This is a genomic window from Caballeronia sp. LZ065 (assembly GCF_031450975.1).
GTDB lineage: Bacteria > Pseudomonadota > Gammaproteobacteria > Burkholderiales > Burkholderiaceae > Caballeronia.
Genome location: NZ_JARUXV010000002.1, coordinates 604,139 through 618,731, shown reverse-complemented (window position 1 = coordinate 618,731; position 14,593 = coordinate 604,139). Strand labels below are relative to the sequence as shown.

15 protein-coding genes are annotated in these 14,593 nt (G+C 60.0%); 3 read left to right on the top strand and 12 right to left on the bottom strand.

Annotation, left to right across the window (positions count from 1 at the left end; all coding sequences use genetic code 11):
• Positions 1-20: 20 nt before the first annotated feature.
• Both QCE63_RS17000 and QCE63_RS16995 read right to left on the bottom strand, forming a co-directional pair.
• Complete coding sequence (locus QCE63_RS17000; RefSeq protein ID WP_309834583.1) at positions 21-935, bottom strand: LysR family transcriptional regulator; 915 nt, start codon at positions 933-935, stop codon at positions 21-23.
• 134 nt (positions 936-1,069) lie between these two features.
• On the bottom strand, positions 1,070-2,284 hold the full coding sequence (locus QCE63_RS16995; protein ID WP_309834582.1) for a phytanoyl-CoA dioxygenase family protein: 1,215 nt from the start codon (positions 2,282-2,284) through the stop codon (positions 1,070-1,072).
• 89 nt (positions 2,285-2,373) lie between these two features.
• Between QCE63_RS16995 and QCE63_RS16990 the strand changes: the two genes are divergently transcribed.
• Complete coding sequence (locus QCE63_RS16990) at positions 2,374-3,417, top strand: LacI family DNA-binding transcriptional regulator (RefSeq protein ID WP_309834580.1); 1,044 nt, start codon at positions 2,374-2,376, stop codon at positions 3,415-3,417.
• Positions 3,418-3,478: 61 nt separating this feature from the next.
• Here the strand turns inward: QCE63_RS16990 and QCE63_RS16985 are convergent, their stop codons facing one another.
• The gene (locus tag QCE63_RS16985; RefSeq protein ID WP_309834579.1) at positions 3,479-4,783 is read right to left on the bottom strand and encodes a porin; all 1,305 of its coding nucleotides are present in this window, start codon (positions 4,781-4,783) and stop codon (positions 3,479-3,481) included.
• A 390-nt stretch (positions 4,784-5,173) separates the two neighbouring features.
• On the opposite strand from QCE63_RS16985, the gene QCE63_RS16980 reads away from it, so the two are divergent.
• The gene (locus tag QCE63_RS16980; protein WP_309834578.1) at positions 5,174-5,494 is read left to right on the top strand and encodes a hypothetical protein; all 321 of its coding nucleotides are present in this window, start codon (positions 5,174-5,176) and stop codon (positions 5,492-5,494) included.
• A 529-nt stretch (positions 5,495-6,023) separates the two neighbouring features.
• Positions 6,024-6,284, top strand: coding sequence for a DUF4148 domain-containing protein (locus tag QCE63_RS16975; RefSeq protein ID WP_309834577.1), 261 nt, complete (start codon positions 6,024-6,026; stop codon positions 6,282-6,284).
• A 51-nt stretch (positions 6,285-6,335) separates the two neighbouring features.
• On the opposite strand, the gene QCE63_RS16970 is transcribed toward QCE63_RS16975, so the two are convergent.
• From QCE63_RS16970 to hpaH, 9 genes are all read right to left on the bottom strand, one after another.
• Entirely contained in the window at positions 6,336-7,607 is a 1,272-nt protein-coding gene (locus tag QCE63_RS16970; protein ID WP_309834576.1) for an MFS transporter, read from the bottom strand.
• A 58-nt stretch (positions 7,608-7,665) separates the two neighbouring features.
• Positions 7,666-8,685, bottom strand: a complete 1,020-nt coding sequence (locus QCE63_RS16965; RefSeq protein ID WP_309834575.1) for a porin — start codon at positions 8,683-8,685, stop codon at positions 7,666-7,668.
• 80 nt (positions 8,686-8,765) lie between these two features.
• On the bottom strand, positions 8,766-9,512 hold the full coding sequence (locus QCE63_RS16960) for a phosphate ABC transporter substrate-binding protein (protein ID WP_309834574.1): 747 nt from the start codon (positions 9,510-9,512) through the stop codon (positions 8,766-8,768).
• A 182-nt stretch (positions 9,513-9,694) separates the two neighbouring features.
• Positions 9,695-10,552 carry an aldolase/citrate lyase family protein gene (locus QCE63_RS16955; protein WP_309834572.1) on the bottom strand — a complete coding sequence of 286 codons (858 nt, stop codon included), beginning with the start codon at positions 10,550-10,552 and terminating at the stop codon, positions 9,695-9,697.
• A 31-nt stretch (positions 10,553-10,583) separates the two neighbouring features.
• Positions 10,584-11,438, bottom strand: coding sequence for an amidohydrolase family protein (locus QCE63_RS16950; protein WP_309834571.1), 855 nt, complete (start codon positions 11,436-11,438; stop codon positions 10,584-10,586).
• Between the two features lie 11 nt (positions 11,439-11,449).
• A complete protein-coding gene (locus QCE63_RS16945; protein ID WP_309834570.1) occupies positions 11,450-12,475 on the bottom strand; it encodes an amidohydrolase family protein in 1,026 nt (341 codons plus the stop codon).
• A 15-nt stretch (positions 12,476-12,490) separates the two neighbouring features.
• Entirely contained in the window at positions 12,491-13,357 is an 867-nt protein-coding gene (locus QCE63_RS16940) for an amidohydrolase family protein (RefSeq protein WP_309834569.1), read from the bottom strand.
• Positions 13,358-13,384: 27 nt separating this feature from the next.
• Positions 13,385-13,771 carry a RidA family protein gene (locus QCE63_RS16935; protein ID WP_309834568.1) on the bottom strand — a complete coding sequence of 129 codons (387 nt, stop codon included), beginning with the start codon at positions 13,769-13,771 and terminating at the stop codon, positions 13,385-13,387.
• 14 nt (positions 13,772-13,785) lie between these two features.
• Positions 13,786-14,589: a 2-oxo-hept-4-ene-1,7-dioate hydratase gene (gene hpaH, locus QCE63_RS16930; protein WP_309834567.1), complete on the bottom strand. Its 804-nt coding sequence runs from the start codon at positions 14,587-14,589 to the stop codon at positions 13,786-13,788.
• Between the last annotated feature and the right edge of the window lie 4 nt (positions 14,590-14,593).

Genomic DNA, 14,593 nt, shown 5'->3' with positions numbered 1-14,593 from the left:
CGCGGCAGTGAGCGCTGCGCTCAGGCCGTCCAGCGTCGTTCGTAGTCGTTCTGATGGAAGCGCTCCACGAGCGCATCGATGAACAAGCGCACCTTCACCGGCAGATGAGAGCGGGTCTGGAAGGCGATGTTCATCGTCAGACGGGGAAGATCCCAGTCGTCGAGCACCGGGACGAGGCGGCCAGCCTCGAGGTCGTCGAAGATGATGTATTTGGGCTGCACCAGGATGCCCATGTTGTCGAGCGCCGCCACTCGCAACACCTGACCGTCATTCGACTCCACCAGGGGTCTTACTCTGACGACCACGTTTTCGCCGCCGCGTGTGAACGAGAGTTCGCGTGGATTGTCCGCGAGTTGATAGTTCAGCAGCGTGTGCTTTGCGAGTTCTGCCGGAAATCGAGGCCGGCCATGCGCCTCGATATAGCCGGGCGACGCTGCCAGAACCCTGCGTGTACATGCCAGTCTTCGAATTGTGATGTTGCTGTCCGGCTCCAGCACCTTCGTGCGTATCGCAATGTCGATGCCGTTCTCGATGATGTCGCAGTAGCGATTGGCCGCTATCACGTCCACCGTGATGTCCGGATAGCGCGCCGTGAATTCGGGAAGCATCGGCGCGATGTGGAGCAAGCAGAAGGATAACGAGGCCGTGACCCGCAGGACACCGCTCGGGCGGACAACCGCGTCCTTGATGACTGCTTCGGCTTCGCCCAGTTCAGCGAGAATCGATTTGCAGCGACGATGAAATTCGGCACCGGCTTCGGTCAAGTAGAGATTGCGGGTCGTTCGGCGCACCAGTTGAACGCCGAGCCTTGCCTCCAGTGAGATCAGATACCGGCTGGCTGCCGAAATGGAAAGCTCGACTGCTTCGGCAGCCCGGCTGATGCTGCCGGTCTCCGCTACCTCGACGAACAGCTGTAATTCCTTGAACTGGTCCATGCCCATACACCATTACGCTTGTCTCCGCCCACATCGAACCGGATGCGGGAGCTCACGCGGCCTTCGTAGAGAAATTATTCGCGCGTGGGGCTCATCATAGTTCAGCGAATCTATCTTTTGCGATCGTAAATACATCAATACTCTATCAACGGAACGGTTTGGCCGGTTCCGCGGCGCCATACATGCGCTTTCAGCGCACTCGAGAAGTCTGCGGGCGTCCAGTCCTCCCGCAGTGCCCGGAACATCAACTGGCCCTGGCTTTCGGGCGCCAGGCCTTTCATCGGCGGGTCACGATCGAGATTAGTCGGAAACGCATAGGCTTCTGCACACGAGGCGATCACCGACTGCACCTCGCAGTCAGTGATCCTGCCCGCTTGCAGTCGGCTTCGAAGGACGGGGTAGACCGTCTCGGACATGCGAGTCCGATCCACTACTTCCATCGCCCGTCCGAAGGCTGAGGAGATCTGCAGAAGGTTCGCCATTCGCTGAACATGGCCCGTCCGGTTTGCGCCGGCAGCATGAAAAAGCGCGGGACTGAAGAAGATGGCATCGCCCTTCTCGAGCGGCATTTGCACGAAATGCGCTTCGAAATACGTCCGAAAGTCCTCTCGTTGCCACGCGACATAGCCTTCGGCATACCGCTGCGAATAAGGCAGAAGCTTGGTCGGTCCACTTTCGACCGGCATGTCGCTGTGGGCCACCGCACCCTGCAGGGTGAGGAACGCCGACATGCGATGTACGTGCGGCGGGAAAGATGCGGCGACTTCCGCGGACTGGAAGCCCAGGTGGAAATCGCGATGCGCCTGCTGCGCCTCCGCGCCCGGCCTGACGGCGTTGACCTGCGAAGTCACTTGAAAGAAGGGGCCGAGCCACGCCTCGGCAGCGGCCGACAGCATCGGATTGGAGAAATACTCGATGAAGGTCGCGGGCGCGCTGAGACATAGCTTTTCCTGCGCATTCCAGATTCGATCGTTTGCCCCGGCCTTCGCGAAGTGATCTGCGCTCACTCCTGACCGCTTCTCTGCCTCGATGATCGATTCAAAGACGGCAGTCGCTTCGTCGATGCATTGAGTGTTGGTGAAGGCGTGCTTGAGCACGAAGACGCCTGCGCCGTCCCGCAGAACATTCGCCCACTCGGCAAGCAGACGGCTTCTTTCTCCTGGAGATATCATCACGCGTTCCAGGTCGCAGCACTCATAGACGGGTATCCGCCGAACGATATCGGCCGCGTAGCGCGGCTTGTGTGTTTCGTCCGTTTCGAGCAACGCCACGAAATCTTCCAGGCGACAGTCGCCTTGCCGATACCAGTTGGTTTGGTCAGCCCGATGTCCTTCGACGTGATGGTCCATTGGTGTCTCCTTATGAGGTAGCATAGCTCGCCCACGATCGTTTTAATTTCCGAAAACACCTCAAAAACACATCAGCGAAGGAGAGTCGATTGGCTCACCGCTTCTTGATCAAGGAAATCGCCCTGCAAGCGGGTCTGGGCGTAGCGACGGTCGACCGGGTCCTGAACGGACGTGCAAATGTCCGGGAGCACACCCGCAGGCGGGTCGAGCAGGCAATAAAGGATCTCGAGAAGCAGGCGCTCAATCTGGCGAATACGGGACGCAAGCTCATTGTCGATGTGATCGCCGAGGCACCACTGCGGTTCAGCGACGAGATGAGGCACGCTCTCGAAGGAGAACTCGCCCTGATGCATCCGGCGGTCGTGCGACCGCGCTTTTTGCTGCAGGAGACGATGACGACCACTGAAGTCGTTGATGCTCTCCGGTCGATCGCCCGACGTGGCAGTCACGGGGTCTTTCTCAAGGCGCGAGACGTTCCCGCGATTGCCGAAGCAGTAGCCGAGCTGCAGCGCCACGGCATTCCGGTGGTGACCCTCGTCACCGACATCCCGCTGTCGGGCCGCATCGCGTACGCCGGGCTCGACAACCGGGTCGCCGGCGCTACGGCCGCGTATCTCCTCGGCTTGTTGCTGGGACCCCGGCCCGCGAATGTGTTGATCACGATGAGCGACGAACACTTCCGGGGAGAGGAAGAGCGCGAAATCAGCTTCCGTCGGGCATTGCGCACGCACCATCCTCGACTGAGGCTGATCGATGCGAGCGGCGGACATGGCCTCGATTCGCTGACCGGGGAACGCGTCCATGCCGTTCTGAAGGGAGAGGCGCACATCGCTGCCGTCTATTCCATGGGCGGAGGTAACGTCGCAATACTTCGCTCGCTCGAGAGGCAGCAGCAAAAGCCTGCCATTTTCATCGGACACGACCTGGACAGGGATAACGTACAACTTCTAAGGGAAGGCCGGATTCACGCCGTCCTGCATCACGACCTCAGACAGGACATGCGCTGCGCCTGTCAGCACGTCATGCACTATCACAAGCTCCTGCCTGCCTCAGCCGTATCGCCATCGTCGTCCGTCGTGGTGGTGACCCCCGCAAACATCCCGGACCACATCGCCATTCGCTTTCGTGACTGAGCAGGTATCGCATGACTCAGATGTCCGGAGAACGCCCTCTCCCGGGAGATCACGATGCAGCCTAGAACCGCGTCGCCAGGCCCGCAATCACGCCCAACTGGCTCTTGCCATAGTTGGGATTGGTGCTCGACGCATTGCCATTGATCGGGTCGTTGTTCGTGTTCGCGCCATACAGGCCGCTGTCGAGACCAAGGTTGGACGTTGCGCTGTTGCGGATGTAAGCAAGCTCCGTGTACAGGAGCGTACGCTTTGAGAGCGAATAGTTCGCGCCCAGCGTATAGAGCGTGGCGTTCCCGTTTCCCTTGTTCGCGTTCGCGTGATACACCGCGCCTGTGATGGCCAGCGCGGGCGTGGTCTGCCAGATTGCGCCAATCCATTCATGGTTGACGGATGTCGGGAGACTGGTTCCCGCCGGTAACGCCGATGCAGCGCTTGCACCGAAATATCCGGCGTTGGACGCGTCGGGCGCGCTCAGGTGCTGATAGCCGACATACGCGGTCACGGGCCCGAACGCGTAGGTCAAACCCGTGAGAATGGAGCGTGAAGTCAAGTACACGTTGCTGAACTGGCCGTTCGGGTCGCGAACTTCGTCGTAAGTGGCTTGCCAGAAAAGACCCTGATTCCCATAAGACAGTTTGATACCATCGGACCGGCCTTGAGCACTGCCCAAGCCGCTCGACGTTCCTAGCTGACCGGGCGCGCTTCCTGGATCTCCGGCGTTCCACGTCGGAGCATTGGTCAAGTCGTACTGGCCCTGCAGCGTAAAGCCGGCGATTGTCGGCGACAGGTATTCCACGCCATTTGCCGCCTGCGAGAAGATACGGCCGCGGACCAGCGTTCCGATCGAATACTTCTTCGTCTGTTGCGGATCAACGTCGCCCGAGTACTGGCTGATTTCCGCCGAGCCCATGTTGCCGAGCTTGACCTGCCCCCACGTATCGTTTTGCAGGCCCACGGTCGCCTGCCCTTCGAAAAAACTGCCGTTCGCGAAGCTTCCGTTCATCGTGTTCAGGCGCGACTCCAGCTGGAAGACCGCATGCGTTCCGCCACCGAGGTCCTCCGCTCCCTTGAGGCCGAATCGTGATTGCGCCCAGCCGCCACTCTGCGCGCCGAATACATGTCCCTTCGGCAGGTTCGTCTCGTAAGCGATACCGTTGTCGACGATGCCGTACAAGGTGACGCTGCTTTGAGCGCTTGCGCCTGCAGTGGCGGACAATGCAAACAGGCTGAACAGAAACTTCTTCATCGTTATCTCCGTGAATATAGTTATGCTGCTTAATAGACTCGCCGCAGAGGGCGTTCGAATCGCTCGCCTCTCCGCTTCTTCAAACCATGTCGTTCGCTCAATCACGTATGCTTCGGCCAAACGAGGTCCTGCGCGAAGCAGCGCACATAAAGAAACAACCGGGGGAAAGCCGGCACGAGAAGAAGCTCGCGGAACACGATGATGTCCGTGACGCGCATCTCCTGAACTGCTTTGTATTTTTGCCCGAGTCTATATTCCTCATTCGCTCGAACAAAGAGCCGAAGCAGGAATCTCTTTCGCGTAATCAGGGAAAGTGAGCGTTGGAGAGTTGTTCGGGACGTTTTCAGCGTTATGCTGTGCAAGGTCTTTGCGGTGAGGCCGCTTGTCCCTGCCGACGTTGCATCGAGTACGGTCCGAGCGCGCAGACGCGTAGAGAAAGGACTTCTGACGAACGGGTTCTCGCCCCGGCAGAAGGCTCACCTTGCTAAATACATCCGTACGGAGATGGATATGAATTTCAAGCAGAGGTCTTTCTTCGCTGTCTCAACATGCGTGACCTTGACGCTCTTATCGTCTCCGATGTTGCCCGCGCAGGCAGCGATCACCGATGCCGGCGCCTCCGGCACTGCCGTGTCGAAGGAGGAATTGAAGGCTCAGAAAAAGGCTGACCGGCAGGCGCGGCGGGCGAAGAAAAACGCTGAACTGAGCACGTTGGAAAAGAATGGGTATAACCCGGCCGGCAATCAGACGAACTACCCGCAGAATCTGCAGAATGCCCAGCAAAAGGCAGCCGGTCAGAAGCCCACGAACGCACCGGCTGTAGCGCCGTAGTCGCAGAGTGAGAAGTCGCTTGCGCCGTTCGACACTTGTCTGAACTCCGCGGCGACCGCACGATTCGCTCTCGCTGCTCCCGATCGCGATACTGCGCGTTTCAGGTGTCCGGCTTCAACGAGGTCGCGGCCCATGCGTCGCGCAATTTGCGTCGCTCGCATTCACACGATCAGTTCCGGGTTATCTCTCCACGGGATATGGGTAACCATCTGCGATGGAGGACACGTTTGCAGCGGCTCGGTCTGAGCGATCGTCTCCTCGTTTCGCTCGAGCACGGTCGTCAGCAAAATGGACGGTACCTGCCTGGCGAAACCCGAATGCGGGCGCAGCGTGCGCTTGAGTCTGGAACCAATGACGTGAATGTCGGGCCAGGAGATCGACTGCGGTTACCGCCTGAAAGAAAAGTCCGCCGGGCGGAAAACCAGTGCGATTGATTGAATGCTAAGTGTATTCCCTCATGGGGTTTTCACCTACACTTCATCCTGTTGCTGCAAGAACCGCAGCGCCACTTTAAAAACAGGATCAAACCATGCGCTCATTCGTCAAATTCATCGTGCCGTTCATCTTCGCGATCCCGGCGATTGCGCTGGCTCAAACGAGCGAACCGTTTAGTCGCGCCCAGGCGCATGAGCATATGGTGCGCCTCGAGAAAGCCGGATATAGCCCGCTGGTAAACGACCCGCTTTATCCGCATCGCCTTCAGCAGGCCGAAGCGGCACTGTCGAAGCAGGAAGCCGACAATGCGGCGTACGGACCGCAAGCCGAAGGCACGGTTGTCTCAGGGAAGTAAGCGTCGATTGCAGAAAGAGAGGCGCGCGCCACGGCGCGCGCATCGACTGCTTCAGATGGCCGCTTCTTCGTTGACCTTTGGCGCCCATTCGCGCCGCATCAGAATGACAGCGCTGGCTCCGCCAGTAAAGAGAAACACACACACGGACAGCATCGGCAAGGTATAGCTGCCGCCTACATGCAACAGCCAGCCACACAGGCTGGCTGACACCCCGCCCGCGAGGCTCGTAGCGACCGTCAGCAGGCCCGTGTTCAATCCGATGGCAGGCTTGGGTATCAAGGTCAGCTTGGAAAGCGCCAGGTTGTTCGCCGTGGCGATGCCGGCGAGCGAAAGCGACGCGACATTCCAGAACAACGCCATCGCCTGCGACTCGGCGTAGGCGCCGAATATCACGGTCATTCCGCCCAACGCCCCGGCAACGACAAAGGCCTTGCGCACGATCAACGGATCTTTTCCTCGCGCGATGATGCGGTCCGCCGCCCACCCTGCGGCGACCGCCACGATGGCGACGGAGACGAAGCTGACGAAGGTGAGAACGCCCGACCTCATGAGGCTCAATCCGCGCTGCTCGACCAGATAAGACGGCATCCAGGTCGCGCAGTAGAAGACGAAATAGCTATAGCTGAAGGTCATGATGAAGCCACCCCAGACCACCGGACTCACGAGAAGATTCCTGAGCGGCACAGTGGTCGCGCGACGCTTCGCAAGCGCGAGCTGTTCCTTTGAGGGGAAATCGTTCTTGGCCATGGCAAGCCAGGGCATCAACCAGATCAAACCTAGCAATCCGGTGATGACGAACATGTCTTTCCACGAGTAGGCGACAATCAGCCAGGCCGCTACCGCCGCACCGATGGCAGGCCCAATCTTGCCGCCGAGCGAGAAGATGCCGGTCGCCGTGCCCTTGTGCGATTCGTCGAAGCTATTTGCAATGAAGCGATAACTGGCGGGAAGCACCACCGCTTCACTTGCGCCGATCAGCAGACGCACGATTACCAGCGACGAAAGCGAATGCGTCAGGCTGGTTGCCGCCGCGGCGAAACACCACAATGCAAAGCAGATCGTATACGGCCATTTGACGCCGTATCGATCGACGACCCATCCCATTGGCAACTGCAATAGCGCATACGACCAGAAGATCGCCGAGCCCAGCAATCCTCGCTCAACGCTCGTCAAGGCGAACTCGTGAATGAAGGCCTTGTCCGCCATTGCGGAAGACAGACTGGTCCTGTCGATGAACGAGATCATCCAACCGACCGTGAGCAGCAACAGAAGGGCCCACGGCCTGTCGGTCAACGTGTTTGCCCGCTCGCTTGTGACGGCCATTTCCAGATTCCTATTCATGCTTTCCCCTTGCCTTGCAAGTTTCTTTCCCGGACCAGCGTCAGAAAGCGTGGTTCATACCGATCGTCGCGCCGATCTGATGCGGGATTTTCTGCGCATTCAACGACGCGTTCGTCATGTAGCTGCCGCCATACTTCGTGTAATCCACTTCCGCGTACAGCAAGGTACGTTTCGACAAGGCATAGGTGACGCTGCCAATGCCGAGGCTTCGCTTGCCGCTCTGATTCGGCAGGTCCGTCATGTAGTACGCCGCGCCCAGCCGCACGCTCGGGCTGAGATCGTACGTTGCGCCGCCCCAGTAGTTGAGCGTTCGAACGTCGGAAACCGGAGCAACCTGCGTTTGGTTGTCGTTCATGTAGCCGCCGGCCAGACGCAACGCGCCAAAGGTCAACTCGGCCCCGAACGTGTAGTAATTATCCGGTTGATAGTTCGCCGACGTGCCCTGCTGAAGGTTGCGATACTCATATGAGCCTCCCACCTTGAGCCAGTTCCAGCGGTACTGCACGCCTACGCCTCGCATCGCGGCCGCGTTGAAGTTGCCTGCCATGCCGCCGAACGAGTTCTCCGCGCGAACGTCGAGCCCGCCTACTTTCGCTATGTACTTGACGTCGTTGCTCACGCGAAATCCGGCCGATGCGCCCGACACCGGAATCAGCGTCGGATACAGAAGATTGAACGGATCGTAGTCGTAGGCCACGTCATGCGCGATGGTGAATTGACGCCCCGCGATCACCGTGCCGTACGGACCGCGCATGCCAATGTACGACGCGCGGTTGAACAGCACATTGGTCGTGTTGTCCAGCTGGCCGGTAGCCAGGAAGAACCCGGATTCGAGCCGGAAGAACGTGGCCCAACCGGCGCCCAGATCTTCACTGCCTGTAAAGACGACGCGGTTCGAGCTGTACCAACCGCGATTGTTCGTCGAATAAGTCGTGCCTGCCTTCGAATCCGTGTAGCGGATGCCTCCATCGAGCACGCCCGAAAGCGTCACGCTCGATTGCGCGCATGCAACGCCCGCGAACGAGCCAAAGGCAAGCACAAGTGAGATTCGCTTCATCATCTTTTTCGTCTCCAATATATTTTTTATGTATGACTAATTTTTAATCGAACTCAAGCGGCTTCACGCAGCCGCACGAGAGTTCAGCCAAGCGATCCCGTGACGTCATCGAACAGTTCGTCCACGGTCAGCCGGCGAAGAATGATTTTCTGTTCAAATGCCCAGTCGATGGCGAGTTGAAGGTTCTTTCTATTCGCTTCTAGTCCGATAGGCGGAAAAATCGGCGGAAGACCTTCAGCAAGGTCACGGCTCTCGACGAGCATGCGATAGATATCGCGCACGATATCGGGGCGTCGTTTCGACAATTCCTCGTGCACGACGAACATGTGATTGATCGGCACGACGCCCTCGCGTGCAAACCAGTCCTTTGCCGCTGCGTGTGCATCCGGAATGAGCGTGCGCACGGCGGGATCCTTCGGCATGTCCGGCGCGCCCAACAGCGCAGCGGCAAGATCGCCGTCCAGCATGCGCTGTGCGATCGAGGTGCCGTGAGGCAGGCGCTCGCAGCCGGCAGGATCGGCATACTCTGCCAGGTGCCCGTCTTCCAGCGTCATCCAGTGAACCTTGTCGAGATCAACGCCGTACTCGTGGCGCAGAATGCCTCTGACCCAAAGGCCGGTCGTTTGCGCATACGACCGCACACCGACCCGCTTGCCTTCGATATCTTTGGGCCCGATGTCACCGAAGGCAGAGTTATAAACCGCGCAATGATGCTGAAGCCGTCCGAGAATCGGCGCGGGCAAGAGCACGAAAGGCTTTCCATAGGCCTTGGCCTGAAGGAACGTAACGATGGCAAGTTCGCCGGCATTGAAGCCCATTTCGCGCAGCATCGACTTGAAGCCGTTGTGCGCCGGGGATGGTCCGCAATAATCCAGCTTGACGAGATTTGACGTCACCCGTCCGTCGCGCATCGCCTTCGATATCGGATGCGTGTCCAGATTGACTCGCAGGGTGGGCACTTCCTGACTCGTTTTCATATGAATTTCCGTTTGGCGGTCGAGAGCGCTGCGCCTTAATAACCGGCGAGTTCACGCGTCTCGCTGACGACGCCATAGCTTCGCGAAGGCGCGGACATCAGGAAGCGGAAACCTTCACTCGACACGCGCTCGTGATTCTTCGACGTGACATGCGGATGCCCGACGACCACGCCATGTTTTTTGCACGTCTCGACAATCCTGGCCATCGCGCCGAGTACTTCGGGATGCTCGTATTGACGCGCATAGCCGAGCTGCTGGCTGAGATCGCCCTCGCCGATCAGGATGAGCCCGATACCGGGCACATTGGCGAGAATGTCGTCGAGGTTCTCGATCGCCTCGACGCTTTCGCACATCAGACCGACGAGAATCTCGCCGTGCGGCGCGAGCGGCCATACGTCGGCCTTCGCGTAATACTCGGCAAGACCGAGGCCCCAATAACGCGCAGCCGTTCCAGGACCGTCGCCGCGCACGCCCTTCGGTTCATAGAGCGGCGCGTTTTTCGGTCGTGCATAACGGCACGACGCCACGGCGTTGTACGCCTGCTCGACCGTCGATACATGCGGCCAGATCACGCCGTAGCAACCGCGATCGAGCACCTGCTTGGCAAAGGCCTGGTTCATCTCCACGCCATTCGACGGAATCCGCGCAATGGGTGTGACGCGTGGCGAAAGGGAGCCGGACGTCGCGATCTCCTTGCGGTTCAACATGTATTGCAGGGCATCGCCGAGCGCGGAGACGTCGTACGGGTTGTGCTCCATTTCGAAGACGATGCCGTCATAAGGCGCATCGCTCATCTCGATGGCCGTCTGCTTGTCGAGCTTCGCAAACGCCGTCAGTGCGGGCTTGCCGGATTCGAATGCACGGATGATGCTGTTGAGTCGCGCGGCGCTCATGATGAATGTCCTTGCGTGAAAACGGTCTGTTTCAAAGTGGGCCAAGCGCCGGATACAGCCGCTGCGCAGTCTTGCCGAGGATCCACTCACGGTCTTCCGCGCCGACGCTGGCGAGACTTTCCTGCATGGTGTGCAGAATGTCGCCGAGCGTGCCCGGCGAAGTCGGATAGTTCGATCCCCAGGCCAGCCGTTGCGCGCCGAACGCATCGATCAATTGGGGAAAGAAGGTTTCCGGAGTCGCCAATTCCGCTCGCGCGTCGTCGCAGTTCTTCGGCGTGATCTTCAGATACACGTTGTCGAACGAAGCCAGTTCGAAGAACGTCTGCGCCTGGCGGTACGGCGGCCCGTCCTTGAGATTCGGCCGCGCCATGTGATCGATGACGATCGCGACATTGGGAAACCGCCTGGCTAGCGCCTTCACCTGGGCCAGCCCCGCCGAACTCGTGGTGATGCACATCGGCAGATTGAGTTCCGAGCACAGTTCCCACGAAGGATAAGCGCGCGGGTCTTCGAGCACGCTCGCATCGAACGCCTGCGTGCTGCCGCCCGTGAAGAGACGCAAGCCGACCAGACCGCGCTCGACCCAGTTGCGGATTGTGTCCGGTGCGTTCGGATCGAGCACGTCGACCGAGCCGACCGCGACGAGCCGGTCGGGATAACCTGCGCAACCATCGACGACATAGCTGTTGTCAAAACCATACGTGGTCGATGAATGCACCACCGCCGCCTTCGCGACCCCCGCACGGTCCATCTGTTCGATCAGCGTTTCGACCGTGGTCGGCCGCTCCTTCGACCACTCGGAGCGTTTTCCGAACAGCGGCGCCGGTGGATAGCGGCTGTCGTCGCCGGAAATGATGTGCGGGTGTATATCGATGATCTGTGACATGATCCGTGTCCTTACTTGCCGCGCGCTTTCAGACGCTTGTCCAGGCGCGGATAGACGCGCCGCACGTTGCCTTCGAAAATCTTGAAGCGATCTTCTTCGGTCAATGCCGGGCACGCGTCGATATAGCGTTTGGTATCGTCGAAATACTCGCCGGTGGACGGATCGCGTCCACGCACCGCGCCGATCATTTCCGATCCGAACAGCACGTTGTCGGAAGGAATGACCTTCGTCAGCAATTCCACGCCCGGCTGATGATAGACGCACGAATCGAAGAAAATATTGCCGAGCAGACCTTCGAGCGGACGCTCACGCATTTCCAGCGACATGCCGCGATAACGGCCCCAGTGATAAGGCACCGCACCGCCGCCGTGAGGAATCACGATGCGCAGCGTCGGGAAATCCTTGAACAGATCGGACTGGAGGATCTGCATGAACACGGACGTATCCGCGTTCAGATAGTGCGCGCCAGTGCCGTGAAAACACGGGTTGCAGGAGGAGGCGACATGGATCATCGCGGGCACGTCGAGATCGCAGAGCGCTTCGTAAAGCGGATACCATTCGCGATCCGTCACCGGCGTGCCGGTCCAGTATCCGCCGCTCGGATCGGGATTGAGATTGCAGCCGACGAAGCCCAGTTGCTCCACGCAGCGCCGCAACTCCGCAACCGAATTCGCGGGCGCCGCGCCCGGCGACTGGGGCAACTGGCAAACTGGCGCGAAGTTGTCCGGGAACAGTTCGGTCACACGATGCACCAGGTCATTCGACAACTCGGCCCATTCGAGGCTGGTGCGCTCGTTGCCGAGATGATGGCTCATCAGACCTGCGATCGGCGAGAACAGCGTGAGGTCGCTGCCGCGCTCGCGTTGCAATTTCAGTTGACCATTGACGATGGCCTCGCGCAATGCGTCGTCGCTGACGTGTGCCTCATCCCGCGATGGGCCGTTCGCCGGATCGTTCGCATGGTCGACCTGCTTCGCGCGCCAGTTCTTGAATGACGCCGGCACAGTCGTGAAATGACCGTGGCAATCGATGATCATTATTTCTTCCTCGACTCAGAATCCGAACAGTTTTGCGGGGTTGTCCACCAGCACGCGCTTGAGCGTCGCCTCGTCGGGAACGTAGCGATAAAGCAGTTCCAGCAAGTCGGCATCGTTCGGCGGCTGCTTGGGCGATACAGGATGCGGCCAGTCGGTGCCGTAGATGCAGCGGTCCGGCGCGGCGGCGACGAGTTTGTGCGCGATCGGCAGCACATCGTCCCAGGGGCGGCCTGTCTTCGTGATCTTCTCGCCGAGCGACAGCATGGTCCACGTGTTGCCTTCCGCGAGCATGTCGAGCACGACTTTCAGCGAAGGGTCGGCGTCGCCCGCTTCGGGGTTGGGCCGGCCCATGTGATCGATCACGAGCGGCACGCTCAGCTTGCGGAACGGTGCAATCGTCGATGCGATCCCACCCGGCTCCGGCTGCACTTTGACGTACCAGCCGAGTTCCTTCACGCGCGCCAGTGCCCGCTCGACATCCTTCTCGTCCATCGACGGACCGAGTCCTGCTCGCGAGAAGCGCGCACCGCGCACGCCTGCATCGTGCAGTTTCGCGATATAGGCGTCATCACGCTCCTTGAGCACGACCGCATTGGCGCAACCACGATAGTTGGGGCCCGCGGCGGCAAGACCATCGAGCACGATCTGATGATCCGCGCCATAAGTCGTGGCCTGCACGATGACGCCTCGCGTAAAGCCCAGCACGGAATGCAGATGCAACGCGCGCTCGATTGTAGCGCTCGGCATCTCATACGCCGCGCCGGCCAGGACCGGATAACGCTCGGCCGGACCGAATACGTGGAACTGGCTGTCGCAGGCGAGCGGCGGCGGCATCTTCGACGGCGTGCGCGGCTCGGGATCGAACGGAAAGTAGTCTGACATGGATATACGTCCTGGAAATCCGATGGTTTAGCGCGGGAAAACAGCCATCACGTCGCACTGCACGAGTGATGGACCCTCAGCCGTCAAAGGCAGCGCGTGACGCGCGGGCCGGTCGTCGTGATTGGGGAAGAGCTTGATCCATTCATCATTGACGGGTTGCCTTTGCGAAGGGTCGCGCAACCAGACCGTCATCTTGACGATGTCGTCCGGCGTGCCGCCGCCGGCCTCGACGATTGCCAGGACGTGACCGAACATGTTGGCGCACTGCGCCTGAATGTCGGATGGCATCTCGCCCGTCTCCGGATCGATGCCGAGGATGATTCCCGAGGTCAACACGCCGTCGATCATGCACGCGTTAGGAATCGGATTCTTGTGCTTGAAGCCGGGAATGTAGATGCTCTTGCGGCGGGACATGTCGTTCTCTCCTGTCAGATGAAGCGGCATGAAATCGAGCCGCACGGACCGTAGTCCGCGTGAATCACATCGCCCGCGGCGACATCGATCATTCGCGTGAACGATCCCGCCAGAACGATCTCGCCTTTCGCGAGCGACTGGCCGTGCTGTGCGAGCCGGTTGGCGAGCCACGCCACACCCAGGGCCGGATGTCCGAGCACTCCTGCGGCGACACCCGTTTCGCTGATACTGCCGTTGTGATACAGCAGCGCGGAGACCCAGCGCAGATCGAAGTCGTGCACTCTGAAGGGCCGCGCGCCGAGCACGAGCGCGGCATTTGCCGCGTTGTCGGCGATCGTGTCCATGACCTTGCGGCCCCGCTTGGACACGGGATCGATGCGATGCAGACGGGCGTCGAGAATTTCCAGTGCGGGAACGACGTAGCGCGTGGCATCGAGTACGTCGAACAGCGTGCAGCCGGGACCGGACAGCGGTTTGTCGAGAATGAACGCCAGTTCCACCTCGATGCGCGGCGCACGAAAGCGTGAAGCATCGATGCTGGCGCCGTCGTACTCGAGCATGTCGTCGAGCAGCACGCCGAAGTCGGGTTCGTCGATCCCCACGGCGTCCTGCATCGCCTTGGAAGTCAGGCCGATCTTGTGGCCGATCACCGAGCGGCCGTTCTCGCATTTGATGCGCATCCACTCGGCCTGAATGGCGTAGGCATCTTCAATCGTGATGTCCGGATGCGCGTGCGAGAAAATATCGAGCGGCTGGCGGCTGCGCTCCGATTCTTCGAGCGATTGCGCGAGGCGCGTGATGATGTCGGGAGTGAGCATGGCG

Coding starts and splice junctions, on each gene's coding strand:
- QCE63_RS17000 (WP_309834583.1), bottom strand. CDS start 935: ATGGACCAGTTCAAGGAATTACAGCTGTTCGTCGAGGTAGCGGAGACC.
- QCE63_RS16995 (WP_309834582.1), bottom strand. CDS start 2,284: ATGGACCATCACGTCGAAGGACATCGGGCTGACCAAACCAACTGGTAT.
- QCE63_RS16980 (WP_309834578.1), top strand. CDS start 5,174: ATGAATTTCAAGCAGAGGTCTTTCTTCGCTGTCTCAACATGCGTGACC.
- QCE63_RS16975 (WP_309834577.1), top strand. CDS start 6,024: ATGCGCTCATTCGTCAAATTCATCGTGCCGTTCATCTTCGCGATCCCG.
- QCE63_RS16970 (WP_309834576.1), bottom strand. CDS start 7,607: ATGGCCGTCACAAGCGAGCGGGCAAACACGTTGACCGACAGGCCGTGG.
- QCE63_RS16965 (WP_309834575.1), bottom strand. CDS start 8,685: ATGATGAAGCGAATCTCACTTGTGCTTGCCTTTGGCTCGTTCGCGGGC.
- QCE63_RS16960 (WP_309834574.1), bottom strand. CDS start 9,512: ATGCTGCGCGAAATGGGCTTCAATGCCGGCGAACTTGCCATCGTTACG.
- QCE63_RS16955 (WP_309834572.1), bottom strand. CDS start 10,552: ATGAGCGCCGCGCGACTCAACAGCATCATCCGTGCATTCGAATCCGGC.
- QCE63_RS16950 (WP_309834571.1), bottom strand. CDS start 11,438: ATGTCACAGATCATCGATATACACCCGCACATCATTTCCGGCGACGAC.
- QCE63_RS16945 (WP_309834570.1), bottom strand. CDS start 12,475: ATGATCATCGATTGCCACGGTCATTTCACGACTGTGCCGGCGTCATTC.
- QCE63_RS16940 (WP_309834569.1), bottom strand. CDS start 13,357: ATGTCAGACTACTTTCCGTTCGATCCCGAGCCGCGCACGCCGTCGAAG.
- QCE63_RS16935 (WP_309834568.1), bottom strand. CDS start 13,771: ATGTCCCGCCGCAAGAGCATCTACATTCCCGGCTTCAAGCACAAGAAT.
- hpaH (WP_309834567.1), bottom strand. CDS start 14,589: ATGCTCACTCCCGACATCATCACGCGCCTCGCGCAATCGCTCGAAGAA.